Source organism: Sulfitobacter sp. 1A15258 (assembly GCF_043557045.1).
In the GTDB taxonomy this organism is placed as follows: domain Bacteria; phylum Pseudomonadota; class Alphaproteobacteria; order Rhodobacterales; family Rhodobacteraceae; genus Sulfitobacter; species Sulfitobacter faviae.
This window is the reverse complement of record NZ_JBIFFK010000012.1, coordinates 22,987-41,913: the sequence shown is the minus strand read 5'-3', so window position 1 is coordinate 41,913 and position 18,927 is coordinate 22,987. Positions and strand designations below refer to the sequence as shown.

At 59.3% G+C, this 18,927-nt stretch carries 21 protein-coding genes and 2 pseudogenes; 9 read left to right on the top strand and 14 right to left on the bottom strand.

Translation table 11 applies throughout. The annotated features are described in order from the left end of the window. Positions 1–16 precede the first annotated feature (16 nt). From ACGYK9_RS17945 to ACGYK9_RS17935, 3 genes are read right to left on the bottom strand one after another with little or no spacing between them, the layout of a single operon-like run. Entirely contained in the window at positions 17–670 is a 654-nt protein-coding gene (locus ACGYK9_RS17945; RefSeq protein WP_088635911.1) for a thioredoxin domain-containing protein, read from the bottom strand. Then, on the bottom strand, positions 667–1,089 hold the full coding sequence (locus ACGYK9_RS17940) for a disulfide bond formation protein B (RefSeq protein WP_088635910.1): 423 nt from the start codon (positions 1,087–1,089) through the stop codon (positions 667–669). Before ACGYK9_RS17940 ends, ACGYK9_RS17945 begins: the two co-directional genes overlap by 4 nt. A 5-nt stretch (positions 1,090–1,094) precedes the next feature. After that, positions 1,095–1,661, bottom strand: a complete 567-nt coding sequence (locus ACGYK9_RS17935; protein ID WP_088635930.1) for an SCO family protein — start codon at positions 1,659–1,661, stop codon at positions 1,095–1,097. A 207-nt stretch (positions 1,662–1,868) separates the two neighbouring features. Between ACGYK9_RS17935 and ACGYK9_RS17930 the strand changes: the two genes are divergently transcribed. The 7 genes and pseudogenes from ACGYK9_RS17930 (at position 1,869) to ACGYK9_RS17900 (ending at position 7,259) form a co-directional block, all read left to right on the top strand. Further along, positions 1,869–2,297: a helix-turn-helix domain-containing protein gene (locus tag ACGYK9_RS17930; RefSeq protein ID WP_013959865.1), complete on the top strand. Its 429-nt coding sequence runs from the start codon at positions 1,869–1,871 to the stop codon at positions 2,295–2,297. A gap of 103 nt (positions 2,298–2,400) precedes the next feature. After that, positions 2,401–2,979: a cation transporter gene (locus tag ACGYK9_RS17925; protein WP_271690428.1), complete on the top strand. Its 579-nt coding sequence runs from the start codon at positions 2,401–2,403 to the stop codon at positions 2,977–2,979. 153 nt (positions 2,980–3,132) lie between these two features. Next, positions 3,133–3,480 (top strand): transposase, encoded by a 348-nt coding sequence (locus ACGYK9_RS17920; protein ID WP_271690353.1) that lies wholly within the window; start codon positions 3,133–3,135, stop codon positions 3,478–3,480. Positions 3,481–3,547: 67 nt separating this feature from the next. Then, positions 3,548–3,901, top strand: a complete 354-nt coding sequence (tnpB, locus tag ACGYK9_RS17915) for an IS66 family insertion sequence element accessory protein TnpB (RefSeq protein WP_271690354.1) — start codon at positions 3,548–3,550, stop codon at positions 3,899–3,901. Between the two features lie 54 nt (positions 3,902–3,955). Next, entirely contained in the window at positions 3,956–5,506 is a 1,551-nt protein-coding gene (gene tnpC / locus ACGYK9_RS17910; protein WP_271690355.1) for an IS66 family transposase, read from the top strand. 51 nt (positions 5,507–5,557) lie between these two features. After that, positions 5,558–6,313, top strand: coding sequence for a transglutaminase family protein (locus ACGYK9_RS17905; RefSeq protein ID WP_100161091.1), 756 nt, complete (start codon positions 5,558–5,560; stop codon positions 6,311–6,313). Beyond that, a pseudogene (locus ACGYK9_RS17900) lies at positions 6,303–7,259 on the top strand (cation diffusion facilitator family transporter). Before ACGYK9_RS17905 ends, ACGYK9_RS17900 begins: the two are co-directional and overlap by 11 nt. Positions 7,260–7,410: 151 nt before the next feature. Here the strand turns inward: ACGYK9_RS17900 and ACGYK9_RS17895 are convergent. The 4 genes and pseudogenes from ACGYK9_RS17895 to ACGYK9_RS17880 all read right to left on the bottom strand — a co-directional run bounded on the left by ACGYK9_RS17895 (position 7,411) and on the right by ACGYK9_RS17880 (position 9,900). Then, positions 7,411–8,559, bottom strand: a complete 1,149-nt coding sequence (locus ACGYK9_RS17895; protein WP_346348277.1) for a multicopper oxidase domain-containing protein — start codon at positions 8,557–8,559, stop codon at positions 7,411–7,413. Between the two features lie 26 nt (positions 8,560–8,585). Next, positions 8,586–8,699 (bottom strand): multicopper oxidase domain-containing protein, encoded by a 114-nt coding sequence (locus ACGYK9_RS17890; RefSeq protein WP_394422651.1) that lies wholly within the window; start codon positions 8,697–8,699, stop codon positions 8,586–8,588. Between the two features lie 49 nt (positions 8,700–8,748). After that, positions 8,749–8,877, bottom strand: a pseudogene (locus tag ACGYK9_RS17885) (multicopper oxidase domain-containing protein); the annotation flags it as partial. Positions 8,878–9,132: 255 nt separating this feature from the next. Then, complete coding sequence (locus tag ACGYK9_RS17880; protein WP_394422643.1) at positions 9,133–9,900, bottom strand: DUF3047 domain-containing protein; 768 nt, start codon at positions 9,898–9,900, stop codon at positions 9,133–9,135. Between the two features lie 357 nt (positions 9,901–10,257). On the opposite strand from ACGYK9_RS17880, the gene lgt reads away from it, so the two are divergent. Then, positions 10,258–11,187: a prolipoprotein diacylglyceryl transferase gene (gene lgt, locus ACGYK9_RS17875; protein WP_050672452.1), complete on the top strand. Its 930-nt coding sequence runs from the start codon at positions 10,258–10,260 to the stop codon at positions 11,185–11,187. A gap of 69 nt (positions 11,188–11,256) precedes the next feature. Here the strand turns inward: lgt and ACGYK9_RS17870 are convergent, their stop codons facing one another. Further along, positions 11,257–11,640 carry a hypothetical protein gene (locus tag ACGYK9_RS17870; RefSeq protein WP_009824461.1) on the bottom strand — a complete coding sequence of 128 codons (384 nt, stop codon included), beginning with the start codon at positions 11,638–11,640 and terminating at the stop codon, positions 11,257–11,259. Between the two features lie 137 nt (positions 11,641–11,777). Here ACGYK9_RS17870 and ACGYK9_RS17865 point away from each other — a divergent pair, with 137 nt between their 5' ends. Further along, a complete protein-coding gene (locus tag ACGYK9_RS17865) occupies positions 11,778–12,419 on the top strand; it encodes a Crp/Fnr family transcriptional regulator (RefSeq protein WP_108895363.1) in 642 nt (213 codons plus the stop codon). A 117-nt stretch (positions 12,420–12,536) separates the two neighbouring features. Here ACGYK9_RS17865 and ACGYK9_RS17860 read toward each other — a convergent pair whose 3' ends face one another. The 6 genes from ACGYK9_RS17860 to ACGYK9_RS17835 all read right to left on the bottom strand — a co-directional run bounded on the left by ACGYK9_RS17860 (position 12,537) and on the right by ACGYK9_RS17835 (position 18,927). Continuing rightward, the gene (locus ACGYK9_RS17860; protein WP_227512169.1) at positions 12,537–13,400 is read right to left on the bottom strand and encodes a cation diffusion facilitator family transporter; all 864 of its coding nucleotides are present in this window, start codon (positions 13,398–13,400) and stop codon (positions 12,537–12,539) included. Between the two features lie 85 nt (positions 13,401–13,485). Next, positions 13,486–15,831: a heavy metal translocating P-type ATPase gene (locus ACGYK9_RS17855; RefSeq protein ID WP_043847221.1), complete on the bottom strand. Its 2,346-nt coding sequence runs from the start codon at positions 15,829–15,831 to the stop codon at positions 13,486–13,488. A 121-nt stretch (positions 15,832–15,952) separates the two neighbouring features. After that, on the bottom strand, positions 15,953–16,510 hold the full coding sequence (gene petA, locus ACGYK9_RS17850) for a ubiquinol-cytochrome c reductase iron-sulfur subunit (protein WP_009824465.1): 558 nt from the start codon (positions 16,508–16,510) through the stop codon (positions 15,953–15,955). Positions 16,511–16,597: 87 nt separating this feature from the next. Further along, complete coding sequence (locus ACGYK9_RS17845; protein WP_043847219.1) at positions 16,598–17,272, bottom strand: TVP38/TMEM64 family protein; 675 nt, start codon at positions 17,270–17,272, stop codon at positions 16,598–16,600. Next, the gene (locus tag ACGYK9_RS17840) at positions 17,262–17,405 is read right to left on the bottom strand and encodes a hypothetical protein (RefSeq protein WP_009824469.1); all 144 of its coding nucleotides are present in this window, start codon (positions 17,403–17,405) and stop codon (positions 17,262–17,264) included. The genes ACGYK9_RS17845 and ACGYK9_RS17840 overlap by 11 nt, the downstream gene beginning before the upstream one ends. Before the next feature lie 70 nt (positions 17,406–17,475). Continuing rightward, positions 17,476–18,927: a multicopper oxidase family protein gene (locus tag ACGYK9_RS17835; RefSeq protein WP_043847217.1), complete on the bottom strand. Its 1,452-nt coding sequence runs from the start codon at positions 18,925–18,927 to the stop codon at positions 17,476–17,478.

Here is an 18,927-nt window from a genome sequence, read left to right as displayed (position 1 = left end):
CCCTTTCCATTCAGCTTTACGCGGCAGCGACTTCGGCAGCCACCAATCGCCGCAGTTCTGCCTCCCCGAACGGATCGAGCGGCTTGCCGTTCACGAAGAATGTGGGCGTCTGGCGAATTCCCACGGTCTCGACGTCAGCACGATCCTGGTTCAGGATCGCCACGACATCGGGTGCCAGCATTTGCGTGCGCGCGGCCTCGGCATCGAGTCCGGCCGTGGCGGCGATTTGAAGGATCAGACCAGGCTCCGGGGCACCGTGCGACGCCCATCTCGGCTGTTCCCGCAAAACGGCCTCGAGCACCGGCACGTAAATGTCCTGCATGCGCGCCGCCTCGAGCACGCGGATCGCTTCCTCGGATGCCGCGCCGTGGAAGGGCGTGTAGCGGATCACGACGCGGACAGCATCCCCATGCTCGGCCATGATGTCCTTCACGATGGGATGAAAGGCGCGACAGGCCTCGCAGGCCGGATCGAAGAATTCGACGATCGTGACGGGCGCTTCCGCAGGCCCGAGGATGGGCGAGTAGGGGCGGATCATCGCGTCCGCGAGTTCCGGCGCAACAGGCTCCGCTTCGGCCACCGGGCCGGGGCGGGTTGCAAACCAGGTGGCTCCGCCGAAACCGGCGACGCCGAGGGCGAGAACGGACAGGATCAGGCCGCGTCGGTTCATGTTCGTGTGTCCTTCAATGAAAGGGCCGAAAGCGCCCCGATCAGCGCGAAGGCGGCGAGCGCCATCAGCGGGATAGGGATGCCTAAGACCAGTTGGTTGTCATCGGTGCAAGAGGGGCCGGTCGCCGTGCAGGGCTGGATGCGTTCGGGAACAAGACCGACGTACAGTCCCATGTGCCACAGGGCGACTGCGCCGCCGCCAAGCGCCAATGCGATGCCATAGCGCCCCACGCGGCCGTCCCGCCACCAAAGGCCCAGCCCGAGGATAATGGCCAAGGGGAACATGAAGGCGCGCTGGAACCAGCACAGCACACAGGGCGTCTGCCCCAGCACCTCGCCGATGAAAAGCACGGCAAGCGAGGCGACGAGCGCGATGATCCACGCCAGCCCGAGGGCTGTTTCTCCGGACATACGGTTCATGTCGGTCAGATCCTCTCTTCCAGGTCGGCGAGGATCTCTTCGGCGGAGGTGCCGTAGGGCCACGAGTCGGCGAAGCCCGCGTCGGGATCGAAGAGGAACAGATGCGACGTGTGGCCCATCGTGTAACCATCCGGCGCCGCAGCCTCTTCGACGCGTTCGAAGAAGATCGGAAAGGTCTCGGATGTGGCGGCGATCTGTTCCGGCATGCCGGTCAGCCCGATGATGCCCGCATCGAACAGCGGGACGTATTCGGCGAGTGCTGCGGGCGTGTCTCGTTCAGGGTCGATTGTTATGAAAATCGGCTGGACCTTGGCGGCATCGTCGCCCAGACCGTCCATCACCGCCGCGACCTCGGATAGGGTCGTCGGGCAGACGTCGGGGCAGTTGGTAAAGCCGAAAAAAACCAGCATCCAGCGCCCCGCAAAGTCCTCCTCGGTTCGAACCATACCCTGGTGGTCCGTCAGTTCGAACTCAGCGAAAAAAGGCGGTTCGGCGTCGGTTCGGGCGCTATCGGAACGATAGTCGGACCAGAGCAGAAGCCACACGAAGGCAAGCGCTGCCACGCCTGCCAAAACCCAAAGAAACTTCTGTGCCGATGTAAGGGACAATCCTGTTCGCCTGATTTTGATTCTTATTGCCTGTGCGGATACATCCTCTAGCCGCTAGAGGTTCAAGCACGAAATCATGGTATAGCTTGAACTCACGCGTCTGTGAATCCGACACTTGTTTATTCCGACGGCAAAACCTACACAGACTGTATCTTTTTCATGGAGGCGAAAATGCTCACGATCGGTACTCTGTCAAAGAAGACTGGCACAAAAGTGCAGACCATCCGGTACTACGAACAGATCGGACTCATGCCCGAACCTGGCAGGACCGAAGGCGGACAGAGGCGCTACGACAATGCACAGCTTGATCGACTGTCCTTCATCCGCCACTCGCGACAACTCGGTTTCTCGCTCGATGCGATCCGCGAGCTGCTCGACCTCAGCGACCATCCCAACCGGCCCTGTGATGAGGCTGATGCCATCGCGCGTCGCCAGCTCAAACAGGTGGAGCAGCGCATGGCCCGCCTGAAGGCGCTGCGCACGGAACTGAAACGCATGGTTCACGAATGCAGCGGCGGGCGGACGGGAGATTGCAAGGTGCTTGAGGTGTTGCGGGACCATTCGGAATGCTTGACCGAACACGAGGAAATCGGGGCCTGAAGGAATTCAGCCAACAATCCGGCTGGAACGCAGATCAGCCGCAGAAGTTAATGTGTCGTACAACACAAGCTGGAACCACAAAATGGCCGCTAGACAAGATTCAATGGAGAGACGGACGCTTTGGATCGTTCTGGCGCTCAATATTGGTTTGGCCGTGGCCTTTTTCGCAACAGGCGCCTTCGGCGACTCAAGTGCCCTGATCGCCAACGGGCTCGATAACCTCTCCGACAGCTTCGTCTACGCGATCAGCCTTTTCGCTTTGTCCCGATCCGCCAAATGGAAACGCGGGGCGGCGAACGTTTCCGGCGGGCTGCTGATCCTGTTCGCTGCAGGCATCCTCTACGATGCGTGGCGCCGCTACATCGGTGGGTCAGATCCGCTCGGGACGATCATGATCGCCATGGCCCTGATCGCAGCAGCCATCAACGCGGTCTGCGTCTGGCTGCTCGCTAAGCTCAAAAATCCGGACGTCAACATCCGCGCGGCCAACACCTTCAGTTACAACGATTTCGCCGCGAACCTTGGGATCGTCGTGGCCGGTGGCCTCGTCGCCTGGCTAGGAACCAACTGGCCGGACCTCGTCGTCGGCGTGATTGTCGCCGAGATCGCGGCCTGGGGAGGTATCGACATTCTGCGCGACGCACACGGCGAACACCACAAAGCGGTTCACACGGACAAATAGTTGCGGGAGATTCTTTCTGAAAGAAAGGATTGAAGCTACAGTGACTATAGAAATTAGTTTTGTTCCAAGACGATTCGAGGGTAAGCGTCGTCTCGACCCCACGTTGCTGCTGATGGCTTCGGCTGCGAAGTGATCTCCATCTCATGATGGGGAGTGCGTTTCGCAATGTGCGCTACAAATTCGTTTCTCAAATCGCTGGGCGTCGAGATCTACGCGTCGGGTCATCGTCGGTGGCCGGATGAAGCAAAGGCCTTGGCCGTCTCGATGACCCTGGAAGCTGGAGCGACTGTAAATGCCGTAGCGGAGCGGTTTGGCATTCTGCCCAATCAACTTTCGGCGTGGCGACGAGAGGCCAAACAGGGCAAGCTGGTGCTGCCTGCAGCCGAAGTCGAGGAACCTGTCTTTGCGCCGCTCGTCGTCTGCGAGGTCGCCGAGGAGGAAGCGCGTCCGGAGGTAACATCGCAGGCGGCCCCGATCAGGATCATTCGGGGGCTGTTGTGATCGAACTGGCGCATGACATGCCCGTCGCCCGGGTCGCTGAGATCGTCCACGCGCTCGAGGCGCATCCATGCTGATGCCCTCGCAGGGTGTGCGGATTCTGGTGGCGACGAAGCCGGTCGACTTCCGCAAAAGCCATGACGGCCTCGCGGCCCTGGTCCAGTCTACTCTGGCGGAAGATCCGTTTACCGGAACGGTCTTCGTCTTCCGCTCGAAGCGCGCCGACCGAATGAAGATCCTATTCTGGGACGGCAGCGGGCTCGTGATGGCCTACAAGCGGCTGGAAGAAAGCACTTTCACCTGGCCTGCGATCAGGGATGGGGCCATGACGCTGAACCGGGCACAGTTCGAGGCCCTGTTTGCCGGCCTGGACTGGCGCCGTGTGCGATCGCTGGAGGTGCGCAGACCAGCTGTGGCAGAGTGACTCGCCCCAGGGAATGATAGGGCATCGACGCATTTGGCGCGGTATAATCTGCGCATGTCCAACGCCCCGCCCATCGACCTGTCCGCGATCCCCGAGAGCCAGCGCGCCGCCGTTCTGGCGCTGCTGCAGGAGAATGGTGCGCTGAAGGACGCAAACCGGCGCCTCGAGCATCTCGTCGCCGAGTTGAACCATGTCGTGCATGGCAAACGGTCCGAGAAGCTGAGCGAAGACGACCGGCAGCTGGCCTTCGAAGACCTGGAAACCGCCGTCACGGAGGTCGAGGCCCGCAAGGAGCAGGCCGCGCCATCCACCACGACGCCGCGCCGGAGACGGCAGCGCAATCTCGGCCATCTGCCCGCTGATCTGCCGCGCATCGAACGTGTCATCGAACCGGCGAGCCTTGAGTGCCCGTGTGGGTGCGGCCGCATGCACCGGATCGGCGAGGATCGGACCGAGCGGCTGGACATCGTGCCCGCGCAGCTTCGGGTGCTGGTCGACATCCGGCCGAAGTATGCCTGCGGCATCTGCTCGGATGGGGTCATTCAGGCTGTCGCCGCACCCCGGCTGATTGAAGGCGGGCTGCCGACCGAAGGGTCCATCGCACATGTCCTGGTGTCCAAGTTCGCGGACCACCTGCCGTTTTACAGACAGAGCCAGATCCTTGCCCGCTCCGGCATCCAGATCGATCGCAGCACCTTGGCGGACTGGGCTGGCACAGCGGCCTTCCACCTCGGCCCCGTGGTCGACAGGCTAACCGAGCATCTCAAGTCCTCCGGCAAGTTGTTCATGGACGAGACGACCGCCCCGGTGTTGGATCCGGGCCGTGGCCGAACCAAGACCGGCTACCTCTGGGCGCTTGCCCGGGATGATCGTGGATGGGGCGGCGATGACCCGCCCGGCGTGGTCTTCACCTATCGTCCAAGCCGTGCTGGCGCCCATGCCGAGCAGATCCTGCAGGGCTTCGACGGCATCCTGCAACTGGATGGCTATACCGGTTACGATCGACTGACGCGCCCCTCCCGCAAGGGCGGCGCGCCGATCACGGTGGCCCACTGCTGGGCGCATGCGCGGCGCAAGCTGAAGGAGGTCTTCGACCGCGACGGCTCGGAAATCGCCGCCGAGGGCCTGCGCCGGATCGCTGAGCTCTACCGCATCGAGCTCGAGATCCGGGGCATGGGCCCGGGCCAACGTCTGTCGGCCCGTCAGGCCCGCAGCGCGCCCCTCGTGGCCGAGTTCGGTGATTGGCTGCAGGCACAGCGTCTGCGTATCTCGGTTAAGTCGCGCCTCGGCGAGAAACTGACCTACATCCACCGCCAGTGGGGCGGCCTGCAGACCTTCCTCCACGACGGCCGCGTCGAGATGGACTCCAACGCCGTCGAAAACCTGATCCGCCCGATCGCCCTGACAAGAAAGAACGCACTCTTCGCCGGCCACGACGAGGGCGGCCGCACCTGGGCCCGCATCGCCTCCCTGATCGCCACCGCGAAGATCAACGGCGTGGAGCCCTTCGCCTACCTCGAGGCGACCCTCGAAGCGATCACCGCCGGTCACCCCGCCAGCAGGATCGACGAGCTGATGCCCTGGAACTTCACCACGTCAAGCTGATCCCGCGTGGGGCGCAGACAGCGCTTACATTCGAGGAGCGACCCGTTGCATATGACCGACCCCCTACTTGTACCCACCAAACTACTGGATTTTGATGCCGCGCCTCTTGCGCATCTAATTGAGAACCGCAGCTGGCGCGGCTTATCCGAATACGATCGGATCGGAGCTGCCTATGATTTCGTTCGGAATGAAATCGCGTTCGGATACAATCGAGCTGACGACATCCCCGCATCGGAAGTGCTTTCCGACGGCTACGGGCAGTGCAATACCAAAGGCACGCTCTTGATGGCGCTGCTGCGTGGTGTCGGCATTCGTTGCCGGTTGCATGGGTTTACGATCCATAAAGGCTTGCAGCGCGGTGTTGTACCTGAGCTGGTGTATCCGCTTGCTCCGCAGGAAATTCTCCACTCATGGGTCGAGATCGAATTTCAAGGTGCCTGGATCAACCTTGAAGGCTTCATCCTGGATGACGCTTTCCTCAAAGTCCTGCAAACGTCTTTCTCGGACACGGACAGTCTCTGCGGTTATGGCGCGGGCACGGATTGCCTTGGCGCGCCTCCCGTCGCCTGGAACGGAGAAGATACCTACATTCAGAAAACCGGCATCGTGCAGGATTTCGGCGTGTTTGATACGCCGGACGCCTTCTATTTTTCCCATGAGCAATCCTTTGGATGGCTGCGTGGTGCCCTTTACCGTCATATCATACGCCACTGGATGAATGCGCGCGTTCGTGGTTTCCGCAGCGACCGCCTCAAGACTGACCGACGCGCGACACACGCGCATGAGGAGCCTGCCAATGCTACATGACCACGGGCACGCGCATATCGATCCGGATTCTGGCGATCGGCGGGTTGCCATCGCGATCTGGGCGAACGGGCTTCTTACCGTTGCGCAAATCGTCGGGGGCATATTGTCGGGCAGCCTGGCACTGATCGCCGATGCGCTGCACAACTTTTCCGATATGGCTTCGCTTGTCATTGCCTTCGCCGCACGCAAGATCGCGCGCCGCCCAGCCGATGAGCGCATGACCTTCGGCTATGGTCGGGTCGAAATCGTCGCAGCCCTGGTTAACTACACCACCCTGATTTTGATCGGCTTCTAACTGATCTACGAAGGTGGCATGCGCATGATTGATCCACCCGAAGTCATGGGTTGGACCGTCGTCATTCTCGGTGGAATTGCGCTTGTGGTCGACACGCTGACCGCAATGCTGACCTATTCGATGCAGAAGGGCAGCGTGAACATCCGCGCGCTTTTCCTGCATAACCTGTCGGACGCGCTTGCTTCGGTCGCGGTTATCGTCGCTGGGTCGCTGATCATCCTTTACGACATGCGTTGGGTCGATCCTGCCATCACCATCGGCATCGCCATCTACATCCTGTATCTGTCTTTCACTGAAATAGGCGGCCCAATCCGAACCCTGATGCTCGGGAGCCCGCCGGACATCGACAACGAGGCCGTCGTCGAAGCGATGCGGAAAGTCGAAGGCGTCGCCGACGTCCACCACGTCCATCTCTGGCAAATGCAAGAGCACGAGGCTGCGCTCGACTGCCATGTCGTCGTGGCAGCCGAGGGGTGGTCGAAGATTGAAGAGATCAAGAGCGCGATCAAGAAGCGGCTGAAGGGAGAATTCGGCATCAGCCATTCCAGCCTCGAATTCGAGCACGAGGATCGCGCTCATCAGAACGCCGATCTCTATGGTCACGGTAATTCGAGAGATGGGGAGGAAACTCATACTCACGAAAAAAGCTGACCGAGCATGAGGATATCATTTCCTCATTTGCGACGGCAAGTTGACGTCGACCAACGTCAAGTGGACTGATGAACCTTTGCATGAGCAACTGGCTGCGAAGGGCAGTAGGGAAGGTCTGAGGCGGATACACTACAGGGGTATCACGTCCAAGTTACAGAATGTCACTTGACCTCCCCTTGCTGGAAGGTTGTAGCAGTAACTGTATGACCTGCGTTTTTCGCCTTGTTTTGATTCTCATGCTGACCTTCGGTGCAGTGACTGCGCCGGATATGTCGTCGGCCAGTATGTCAATCACGGCTATGGCGCAGATGGAACCCACCGAAAGCGCGGATGGCCGTTGCGGCGGGTGCGATCCCACCGGATTTGCTGAGGGCACTGCCTGTGAAGGTGGGTGTCCTGTTCCTTGCGCCTCCAGCGGTACTTCTGGCCTCCTTGCCAAGATGCCGTCAGCGCGGCTCACGAGGCCTTTTGGTACTGCCGTCCGGGGTGCCGAACCTCTGATCTCACTCGGCACGAATCCGTCGCTTGATCCATTCCCTCCCAAACTGCCTGTCTGAATCGTCATCGTCTCGCCCGGCGCTACGAGGGTCGTGTCGCGAAGGTGGGTTCGCGCACCATTCTGATCGGTTTCCCAGAAATGGTGGCCATGCAGGTGGATACCGTGCGGAAAAGCAGTGTCGTTCACCATCCGCACCTGCACTGCTTCATCACGTCTTGCCGAAATCAGCGGTTTGTTCGGCAGACCGCTCACGTCGTTGAAGGCCCAGCCCCCGAACCCGCCGTGCGCGCCGTCCCCGGCACCGCCTTGCATGAAGAGATCTGCCGTTTGCGTGATCTCTCCGGGCGCGGGCACGAGGTTCGCGGGGAGGGGAGCTATCGGCGCAGACCGGATTTGTCGCTGACCGTTCAACATAATGCCCCCCAGTTCCTCGCCACCCGAAGGCACGGTTTCTCTTAGGATCACATCACCCGTCACATCTGCGATGATGTCGATGCGCTGCGCCGGTGCGAGTTTTAGATTGCCCAGCGAAACCAGCTCGGGCAGCGGCATCCCGTCATAGGCCACACAAAAGCCCGTCAGCCCGTCGATACGTATCTCGAAAATGCGATCCGGTGTCGGATTGATCAGACGCAACCGGATGTGATCCCCCAGCCGCGCCTGCTCAGACGACAGGAAGGTGGTCATCAAGTTCCCCAGCCTACCTGCTGTTATGAAATCAGCGCGGTCGAATTCCATGTCGAACTGGCCGGTGTCATCAAGCCGAATGTCGAAGAGGATGGCCGTGATGTCCTGATCCACGTCTGGCGGGGCAGGTTCTTCGACGATCAGGGGCCGAACAGTCCGCGGGCGACCTGTTCGTAGGAAAGGTAGTGGGAGTGATACCAGTAGGTTCCGGCATCGGGAACCGGAAGCCGGAAACCGGTACTCGTAACCCTCATTCGGGATGATGACATCCTGTGTCAGCACGTTTACGCCGTCCATCGCGTTGGGCAACCGAATGCCATGCCAGTGTACGAGGGTCCCGTCCTCCAGCCCGTTTTCCACCCGCGCCCGCAGAATATCGTTCTGGCGCTGTCTGATTTCGGGGCCGGGACAGGTGCCATTGAATCCAAGCATTGCAATGTCCCGCGACCCGATCCGGGTGAAGGCCGGGCGTCAGGGTGACAGGCACCGAAGCCGCACTCAGGGGCAGGGGGAGCGTGGCTGCGCCAAGCGCAACCATCATCTGAAGACGCTTAAGCATGGGTTTCCGTGTATTCCGTTTCTGGGGCCTGCAACCCACATCCCCCACCGTTGCGGAAGGGCGTCCCGGCGAGATATATTGATACATTGCAGATCGGCGCCCAGGTTTGGCGGAATACCGGAGAGCACCTAACGTATCTGCAGGTCCTGAATGGCCGCAAGGATCTTTCCGTCGGTATCATCGCTGTCGGCTGTCACCGCAAGACCGACCAGAACCTTTGGCATGTCCCCGAACGCACGCACGAAATCGCGATCCAGGTTCACATTCTCGGTGAAGTTGCCGGTTTGTGCCGTTTGCAGAATTTTCGATTTGAGACCCGTCGAGTAGGGGCTGTTCAGCAATGCGCCTTTCGCATGATTGCCACCCCAGACATAAACCAGCGCCCGCGTATTGGGATCACGCAGCAATTTGCGCGCCGTTGTTCGGCCAAGCGTGCTTGCGGTCTGCGGATCGACGAATATGAAGTACAAAGCAAGATTGCGATCATCGCCGCCGCGCCGTGTGAGGTCGGTTCCCTTAACACCCTGCGTGACGGACCATTCCCACATTGCTGCCTTTGCGGTGCCAAGGGCTGCGCTGACCGGACGCCAGAGAACCGAAACCGTGCCATCGGAAATCACGTCCAGCCGCCGACCTTGCAGGCCGTACTCGTTCGAAAAGAGCCGCAAGAGGCCCTGTTCTTTCCAGCTTCCATCGAATGGAATTGTCTTTCCTTGCGCATAGACGGGCGGGGCGTTTGCAGCTAATGCAACAAAAGCGATGAAAAGTGTCGCTGCGAGGGACCGTATAAACATCTGAACTCCTTTTGCGATGCCGCTGGTCCTGCTTTGATCCCGGTTATCACCATTATGTGCCGTCATGATCCGTTGAATTGTGCCGGGCGCGCGCAACTTCAATGAACATATCCGTGATCATAGATGTGGTTGCGCAATGGTCGTTGCAGGACGCGGGAGCGAATTCAGATCATGGAGCGCGACCTTGATCGGCTGATTTCCCGCGACGGACGGATCCAGTAGGCGGCGGAGCTTCCAACCGTTACAAACAAGTACAAAACTCATGGGATACAAGCGCCTGAACACATGGACGCGGGTGCCGATGTGCGTCATCTCTGGTTCAACGGAACCGACTCCCGCACGCAAGGATGGCACATTCACCACAGCGCTTTGGGCTGGGGACAACAGGGTTGAACGCGCCAACGTCCGTTGCGGGAAACAAAATGTGGCCTTGTGTGAAACAGGCAAAGGTAACAAAGAATGCTGACTTCGATTATCCAATTTCCTGACATCGGAACAGAGATTTTTGCCGTTGATATCGGATCGTTCCGCTTTGCCCTGCGTTGGTATGCGCTGGCCTATATTGTTGGCCTCCTTATCGGCTGGCGCATCTGTGTCGCATTGGTCCGCTCTTCGTCAGTCTGGGGGGCCGGGGCGCCGCCGCTGCAACCCAAGCAACTGGAAGACCTGCTGACATGGATCATTCTGGGCGTGATCGTGGGGGGCAGGCTGGGGTTCGTGCTTTTCTATCAACCTCAGTACTATTTTCAGAACCCCGTCGAAATCTTCATGGTCTGGCAGGGTGGTATGTCATTTCATGGCGGCTTTTTCGGCGTGGTCGTGGCCACCTTGCTTTTTTGCTATCGCAACGGCGCACCCGTTCTATCAACGGCGGATCTGCTCGCTGTTGCAACACCACCGGGTCTTTTCCTCGGTCGGCTGGCCAACTTCACCAATAACGAGCTTTGGGGCCGTCCGACCGATGTGCCCTGGGCGGTGGCATTCCCCGGCGAGGCGGCCCAGTCCTGTGCGGGCGTCGTGGGCCTGTGTGGCCGCCATCCGTCCCAGCTTTATGAGGCTCTTCTGGAGGGTATCCTGCTTGGCTCGGTCCTGATCTTTCTGGCCTGGAAACGCGGTTGGCTGCGCTTTCCCGGAAGCCTTACTGGCCTGTTCCTGGCGGGATACGGAAGCGCAAGGTTCCTTGTCGAGTTCTTCCGGCAGCCTGATATGCAGTTCGTCACGCAGGACAACCCGATTGGACATGCGGTTCATTGGGCGGGCTATGGGCTGACAATGGGCCAACTGCTGTCGTTGCCGATGATTATCCTTGGCGCGGCCCTGATCGTATGGTCCCGCAGGCGTGTGACGGTTAATTCTGCGGATCTGGTGTCGACATCAGATTCTTTGTGAATATCCGAGCGTAGTGTTGGCGAAGTGACCATTGCGGCCTGGGTCCGCATATGAGCCTTGGGCGCGTGCTCAATGATGCGGCTTGCGTCCTTTCGCAATCATCAGATGGTGCTCTTGATGATGTACACCGATTGTCATCAGACCAAAGAAACCAAGGCCCTGTATTTGTTCACCATCGCCACCCACGATCAGTGCGACACCATCCTCCATTTCTTCTGACGCAACACTCCAGCCTGTTTCACCGGCAAGGAACGGTGCATGGGCGGGAACCATTGTGTTGATGGCCGACAGGACACGCGGGCTGCCACGCACTTCGAACCGTGCCCCGTCGGGCCGCAGAATGCGGGTGACCTCTGCCTTTCGTGTCAAAAGGTCCATATCGACCAGATGGTCCCTCAGTTTGTCGATATTGACGGCGCCCCAATCGGTTTCGGGATCGGCCTGGAGCAGCACAACTATTTCGGCCAATGCGGCGAAGGCGGACTGGCCGGTTTCCTGGGGCGTCGGACGCGTGACCCATGGATGAATGCATTTGTTGCGGCGTAACGGGTGTCGCAAGCAAGACAGCGAAGAGAACGGGTATCAGTCGCATGGACCAGCCTTTCCTGAGTGTATTCGGATTCAGCCTAGTACCTGATCGGACCCTGAAATATGATTTGGATCATATGATGCCTGAACCCTATAATCTCATACCGCCCTCCGCCTTGCGTCCGCTGACGAGGGCCGCAGGGGATACGGTCTTTCGTCAGGGCGCGCGGACCTGCGGCCTTTATGTTGTTAAGTGCGGGCGCGTTCATCTTGAGCGTGTCGGCCCGGATGGCGAACGATTTATCATCTACCGTGCCGAGCCCGGGATGAGCCTTGCCGAAGCATCGGTGTTTTCGGATAGATACCACTGCGATGCGGTCGTGGCGGAGGCTGGGGCGTTTGTACAGATCGACAAAGCGGCGGTCTTGTCTGCCTTTGCAGATCCGGATTTTGCACGCGCCTATGCGCGGCAAGCGGCACAGCAGATACAAGCGCAACGTCAGGCGCTTGAGATCGTAGGCATCCGCCGCGCAGAAGAACGGGTCTATGCCGGTATGGTGGCGGGCCTGCTTGAAAGCTCCGTTGTCGATTTTGCCAGCGCGCTGCACCTTTCGCACGAGGCCACCTATCGGGCCTTGCGAAAGCTTGTGAATGATGGCCGGATCGCAAATCCGACCCGGGGAACGTATCATTTGCGCCCCTGAATGGATCAGCCGGACCATGCCCGGTTCGAGATAACAAAAGGTGCGGTAGCAAAGCTTGGCGGGTATTTCGCTTGCCCGATAACAATGAGAATTGCTGCCCGCGACGATGACCTGTTTTCAAAGATCGCCGTTATGCCCTGTCTTACTGCTCGCCGCTGAAAGGTCGATTGCCTCAGCGCCGCTTTCGTCGAAGCACCGTGTTTCGATCTGCAGGGTTGCGAAAAAGAACCCGAAGTCCTTACGCAGCATGTCGTAGGCGGTTTGCAGGACCTCTTCTTGATCTGTGACACGCAGATGCGCGGAGAAGACATGCTTGCCACTTGTCAGCGCCCAGGCATGAATATGGTGAACATCGGAAACCTCGTGCAGTTCTTCAAGGGTACGTTTGATTTCAGGCAGACTCACTTCGGGAGGCGTGCCTTCCATCAAAAGATGCGCCGCTTCTTTCAGCAATCCCCAGCTCGCCCATAGCAGGACAAACCCGAACGCCATGCCAAGCAGCGGGTCGATCAGCAGAAACCCGGTGAATTCGATTGCGAGGGCGGTCACGATGATCAACAGACTGCCAACAAAGGTCTGGATGATATGCCAGAACGCTCCCTTCGTGTTCAGATCTTCCTTGCTTTGCTTCCAGATCAGCGCAAGCGAAATGAACTCCGTAAAGAGCCCCCCGGCAGCCGCAATCAGCATCGGACCCGTTGGAAGATCAATTGGCGCAGACATGCGCATGGCAGCCATCGCGATGACAACAACCGCCATGGCCAGCAAGAAGCCGCCATTCACAAGGGCGCCGATGATTTCGGCGCGCGCCCAGCCAAAGCTCCGCTCTTCATCCGCCGGACGCAACGCCATACGCGCCGCGACAATGGCGACCAGCACACCGCCCACGGCCGAAAAGGTATGGAACGCGTCGGAGATGACCGCGATTGACCCTGTCCATAGGCCAATCGCCAGTTCAATCACAAAATAGATGCCGGTCAACTAGGCTGATATCGCCAGCCCCTTGCCGCCGGACGGCATATGCCCCTGATGTCCGCCTGCCATCATCTATCTCCTTAGTTTGCGACTAAAGCCGTACCCGTCGCAGCCGCAGTGCATTGCTAATGACGGAGACCGAAGACAGGCTCATCGCGGCGGCGGCGATCATCGGCGACAGAAGAAGGCCGAAAAACGGGTAGAGAATACCAGCCGCGATGGGCACACCTGCGGTATTGTAGGCGAAGGCAAAAAACAGGTTCTGCTTGATGTTTCGCACCGTTGCCTTTGCCAATCGGCGCGCACGCACGATGCCGACAAGATCACCACCCAGAAGGGTGATGCCTGCGCTTTCCACGGCAACGTCGGCACCGGTGCCCATCGCAATGCCCACATCAGCCGCCGCCAGGGCAGGGGCATCGTTCACGCCGTCTCCTGCCATGGCGATCCGGGCCCCTTCTTGTCTGAGGGAGTCCACCAATGCCTTCTTGTCTTCGGGCAAGACGCCTGCGTGGACTTCATCAATACCCAGCTTTGCGGCGACGGCTTCGGCGGTTTTCTGATTGTCACCGGTTGCCATTATGACCCTGAGACCGAGGCGATGAAGGTCATCGATGGCGTCTGCCGTGGACTCCTTGATGGGATCGGCAACAGCGACAATGCCGGCAAAAGTGCCATCTATCGCCACAAGCATTGCTGTCTTTCCAGATTCACGAAGGTCGTCCGCAGCAAATTCCGCAATCGAAGCGTCAACGTTGATCTCTGCCATCATGGCGGGATTCCCAAGTGCCACGACCTGGCCATCGACCATGCCTTTCACGCCCTTGCCAGTCACGGCTTCGAATTCCGTTGCGTTCGGAAGCGTCAGCCCCCGTGCCAGCGCACCCTCGACTATTGCTTCGGCCAGCGGATGTTCGGAGCCCCGTTCGAGGGCCGCAGCCATTGTCAGCAGGTCATTTTCAGCCTTGTCCCCCGTGGGCACCACGTCTGTCAGCTTGGGGCGCCCTTCGGTGAGTGTTCCGGTCTTGTCAACGATGACGGTATCGACACGCGCCATGCGTTCCAGTGCTTCGGCGTCTTTGATCAGAACGCCAGCCTGTGCCCCGCGGCCCGCCGCCGTTGTGATCGAAATGGGCGTCGCAAGGCCCAAGGCACAGGGGCAAGCAATGATAAGAACGGATACGGCTGCAGTAACAGCGAAGGCGAGCGCGGGATCGGGCCCTAAGAACAGCCAGACAACGAAGGATATGATCGCAATGACGACAACCGTCGGAACAAAGACGGACGATACCCGGTCCGCCAGACCCTGAATCGGCGCGCGCGACCGCTTTGCACCTGCCACCATGTCCACGATCTGGGACAGGACCGTGTCCGCACCGACCTGTGTGGCCCGGATCGCCAATGTGCCGTTCTTGTTGATCGTGCCGCCTGTGACCCGGTCGCCTTGTGTTTTCTCGACCGGCAACGGCTCTCCGGTGATCATACTTTCGTCGATAGATGAATGCCCTTCGAGGACCTCGGCATCGACGGGTATGCTGTCGCCGGGGCGTACCCGCAACCTGTCACCCTCAACAATGTGTTCGAGAGGTGCGTCATATTCCGTCCCGTCCGGCAGGATCCGCCGCGCCGTTTTTGGTGCGAGATCGAGCAATGCACGGATGGCATCACCCGTCCGTTCGCGGGCGCGCAACTCGAGCACCTGACCGACAAAGATCAGCGCAACGATCACAACCGCAGCTTCGTAATATGTCCCGACGCTTTGGCCGTTTCGATACGCTTCGGGGAAAATGCCGGGCAGGAATGTTGCGGCAAGCGAATAGATATAGGCAGCCCCGACGCCAAGCGCGATCAGGGTCCACATGTTCGGCGATATATTCCTGATCGATTCCCACCCCCTTTTGAAGAAGGGAAGAGCCGCCCAGAGAATGATCGGGGTTGCGAGGACGAATTCGATGTAGACAGCCGTCTGATGTCCGATCCATTCCCGCACAGGTAGGCCGACCAGTTCACCCATCGTCAGGATAACCAGCGGAACGGCGGCTGCCGCGCTGATCCACATGCGTGTTGTGAAATCGGACAACTCTTCTGACGGCTCGTCCGATGGAAGCATCGGTTCAAGCGCCATGCCGCAGATCGGACAGGACCCGGGCTCATCCTTCAGGATTTGCGGATGCATCGGGCAGGTCCATTGCGTACCGGCCTCGCCATGTGCTGGTGTCTTTTGGGCGTTTCCCGACGCATAGTAAAATGGGTCTTTGCCAAACTTGGTTTCGCAGTTTTCCGAGCAGAAATGAAAGACCTCTCCATCATACTCGGCACTGCGCGTGTCTTCGTCTATCTCGACGGTCATGCCGCACACCGGGTCGGTCGCTGTATCTGGGTCTGATGCGGTCGAGGTGCGCGTCATGTCGTGATGATGTTCTTGGTCCGTGGCCATCTTCTAATTCCCGTTTTCAAGACAATTGAACACATAACCCTTCCAGTTACTGGAGGGTCAAGACTCTTCCGACAACGCTGCGTATGAATTTTATGGGCCTTCGCGATGCGCGAAGCTCCTGTCAGCCCAGGGTCAGTATCATGTCTTCCGAAACGGACATCGTGGGAATATGCAGGTTCTCCGGTGCCGGACCCTTTCGAATGCGTCCTGCTGTATCATAATGGGAGCCATGACAGGGACAGAACCAACCACCAAAATCGCCGGCTCCGTCACCAAGTGGTACACATCCCAGATGCGTGCAAACGCCTATCATGACCAAGAAATTCTCATTTCCCGCCACTGCCCTGTTTGCATCGGTGGCCAGGTCATCTCCGGATATGTTGGGATTTCTGGCGACGGTATCAGGAAGGGAAAGCACATCTTCCGAACGGGCCTGCGCGATTTCCGCGTCGGTCCTGTGCCGGATGAACACCGGCTTGCCGAGAAAACTGACAGTCAATTGCGTTCCGGGTTCCACACCGGAGATATCGACGCGGATCTGGGACAGCGCGCGGACATCGGCGGATGGGTTCATCTGATTGAGCAATGGCCAGACCGCAGCCCCTACGGCAACCGCGCCCGTTCCGGCGGTGGCGTAGTACAGGAAATCCCGGCGGAGTTGTGGTGTTTGTGTATCCATAGCGATTCACGGTCGCAGCTTCCTGTGGGGGAAGGTCAATGGTAAAGTAGGCAATCACGGTTTTCATTTTTGCTGACATACTCAGACTTAGGAAGCGTTGGTTGACCGATTTGTTCGCCAGAGCGCTGCGACCAGCAACGGTGCGGCAGTCATCAATCCAAGACCGATGATGATCCACTCAGCAGTGCCGAAATCTCCCGACATGGCCTCTGCTCCGAAATGCGCGAGCAGGAAACTGGCTGGAAGAATGCCTGCCAGAGTTGCGATCAGGAACCGCCAAAGGCGCAGGCGGCTGAGACCGGCAGCGTAGCTCATTGCGTCAAACGAGATGAAGGGCAAGAGGCGAGACGCGAACACCGTCAACATCAACAGATTTTGAGAGCCCAATAACCCGAAACCGGCCTTATCCCCAAGCCAGCGCTCAACGTGGTCGCGCCCGATATAGCGGGCGATGATGAATGCCACGAGTGCACCCAGTTCCGACCCGATGGCGACATAGACAGCTCCGGCAACATGACCATACGCCGCGCCTGCCACCAGTGCGACCGGTGCACTTGGAATGGGGCTTGCCACGATCGAAACCATCATGAGCACGATGATGAGCAACGGTCCCAAAGCGCCGGCCCGCTCTATCCAGACCTCGATAGTCTCGCGGGCTATCGCCGGGCCATATCCCATTGCCCATATGGCTATCAAAAGTACGCCAAGCGCAACCACCAACCATAGCCCAACCCGATGCAGGCGCGGTTTGCTAAGCGGCATGGAGCACCAAAAGAAAGAGAGCTGCGAAGACAATTGGCCTTTGCTCGGGCAAGATGAAATGCATAGGCGCAGAGATGACGATCAACAGCCCGCCGGCGAGGGTCAGCCGCTTGATGTGCAATTCGGTTTTCATCTCAAACCTCTATCGAGGAATAGGATTCCCCTAAAGGTTCCTGTCAGCGGAGGGTAAAGGGATTTCTGCGCTAAGCAACACTGAATTGCCCCATCATGCCGCCGTCTTCGTGTTCCAGAATGTGGCAGTGATACATGTAGGGCGCAGCCGCTGAGGCAGGTTTTTCGAATTTCATCGCAAGCTCCACTTCACCATCCACCAGTACCGTATCCTTCCAACCCCTGTTCTCTGCACGCGGTGCCGTACCGTTTTCCGACAGGACCTGAAACCGGACGCCGTGAACATGGAACGGGTGCATCATCATGGCCCCACGCACAATCCAACGCTCGATGCTGTTGAGTTTGGTGGAAAAATTGAGCGTTCCCGAATCGTATGACGCGCCGTTGATCGAAAATCGGTTACCGGACCGCGAGAACATCATCCCCATGCCCATCGACATATCCAGTGACAGACGTCGGACTGGCGCGTCCTTGACCGCAAGATCAGGCAACTGCCCGTCCAGAGAGCCGGGCAGGGCGTCGATGCGAACCGGAAGGGTTGTGTCGACAGCGAAAGGCAGCACGGTGAATGGACTGCCGGAACCGCCGCCGCCCATCATTCCGCCCATGGCCGAATTAATGATATCGTCGGACTTCAAAACACTGTCCCGCCCGCTTGTGAAATCCACAAGCACTTCTGCGCGCTCTCCTGGTGCAAGGGTCAGGCGGTTCAGCGCAATCGGTCGATCCAGAAATCCGGCATCTGTCGCGATGAGATGAAGCGACCGGCTGTCAGACATGGACAGGCGGTAAACCCGCGCATTCGAGCCGTTGACGACACGGCACCGCACGATCCCCTTCGGAACCGCTGCCGACGCGCCGATTTGACCGTTCACAACCATTGTGTCGCCCTGAAACCCGTTCATGGACTGGTGCATGCCGGGATCGTATTTCAGGCGTCCGCGCCAGTTGAACTGACGGTCCTGCAATACAAGGGTCAGATCATCGACCCCGTAGGCGGATGGCAATCCACGGGCGTCATCCGCGTCATCCGTCACCTGCAGAACACCCGCCAGCCCCAGCATGACCTGCCGTGCCGTCGCGCCGTGAATGTGGCTGTGATACCAGGCCGTTGCCGGGGGCTGGTCAAGGTCCAGCACCGGCTTCCAGGTGTCTCCCGGTGCGATGGCCTGATGTGGTCCGCCATCGAACTCACCGGCAACAACCAACCCGTGCCAATGCGCCGACATCGGCTCGCCAAGCGTGTTGTGCACCTCTGCCCGTGTCTCGACCCCGGCCTGCACCCGGATCGTCGGGCCAAGGTATCCCTGGTTGTAGCCGAACGTTTCGCTGGCGGCACCGTCGTCAAAACGGGTCTCGCCCGTGCGGGCTTCCAGCTGAAAAAGCCGGGATGTCGTCGCATCGAGAAGGGGAGGATACGCGAGCCTCTTGTCCGATGCCGCGAATGCAGCCGATGGCAGGGCAAATGCAGCCCCAAAGCCTGCGGCATGGCCCAACAGTTCTCGACGGTTCAACAGTTTCAC

What these genes read in the sequence shown, in the direction of transcription:
- lgt (WP_050672452.1), top strand. Translation starts at nt 10,258, where the DNA reads ATGCTGACTTCGATTATCCAATTTCCTGACATCGGAACAGAGATTTTT.
- ACGYK9_RS17855 (WP_043847221.1), bottom strand. Translation starts at nt 15,831, where the DNA reads ATGGCCACGGACCAAGAACATCATCACGACATGACGCGCACCTCGACC.
- ACGYK9_RS17905 (WP_100161091.1), top strand. Translation starts at nt 5,558, where the DNA reads ATGACCGACCCCCTACTTGTACCCACCAAACTACTGGATTTTGATGCC.
- ACGYK9_RS17930 (WP_013959865.1), top strand. Translation starts at nt 1,869, where the DNA reads ATGCTCACGATCGGTACTCTGTCAAAGAAGACTGGCACAAAAGTGCAG.
- tnpC (WP_271690355.1), top strand. Translation starts at nt 3,956, where the DNA reads ATGTCCAACGCCCCGCCCATCGACCTGTCCGCGATCCCCGAGAGCCAG.
- ACGYK9_RS17865 (WP_108895363.1), top strand. Translation starts at nt 11,778, where the DNA reads ATGGACCAGCCTTTCCTGAGTGTATTCGGATTCAGCCTAGTACCTGAT.
- ACGYK9_RS17940 (WP_088635910.1), bottom strand. Translation starts at nt 1,089, where the DNA reads ATGAACCGTATGTCCGGAGAAACAGCCCTCGGGCTGGCGTGGATCATC.
- tnpB (WP_271690354.1), top strand. Translation starts at nt 3,548, where the DNA reads ATGCTGATGCCCTCGCAGGGTGTGCGGATTCTGGTGGCGACGAAGCCG.
- ACGYK9_RS17890 (WP_394422651.1), bottom strand. Translation starts at nt 8,699, where the DNA reads ATGAGGGTTACGAGTACCGGTTTCCGGCTTCCGGTTCCCGATGCCGGA.
- ACGYK9_RS17925 (WP_271690428.1), top strand. Translation starts at nt 2,401, where the DNA reads ATGGAGAGACGGACGCTTTGGATCGTTCTGGCGCTCAATATTGGTTTG.
- petA (WP_009824465.1), bottom strand. Translation starts at nt 16,510, where the DNA reads ATGGATACACAAACACCACAACTCCGCCGGGATTTCCTGTACTACGCC.
- ACGYK9_RS17840 (WP_009824469.1), bottom strand. Translation starts at nt 17,405, where the DNA reads ATGAAAACCGAATTGCACATCAAGCGGCTGACCCTCGCCGGCGGGCTG.
- ACGYK9_RS17845 (WP_043847219.1), bottom strand. Translation starts at nt 17,272, where the DNA reads ATGCCGCTTAGCAAACCGCGCCTGCATCGGGTTGGGCTATGGTTGGTG.
- ACGYK9_RS17945 (WP_088635911.1), bottom strand. Translation starts at nt 670, where the DNA reads ATGAACCGACGCGGCCTGATCCTGTCCGTTCTCGCCCTCGGCGTCGCC.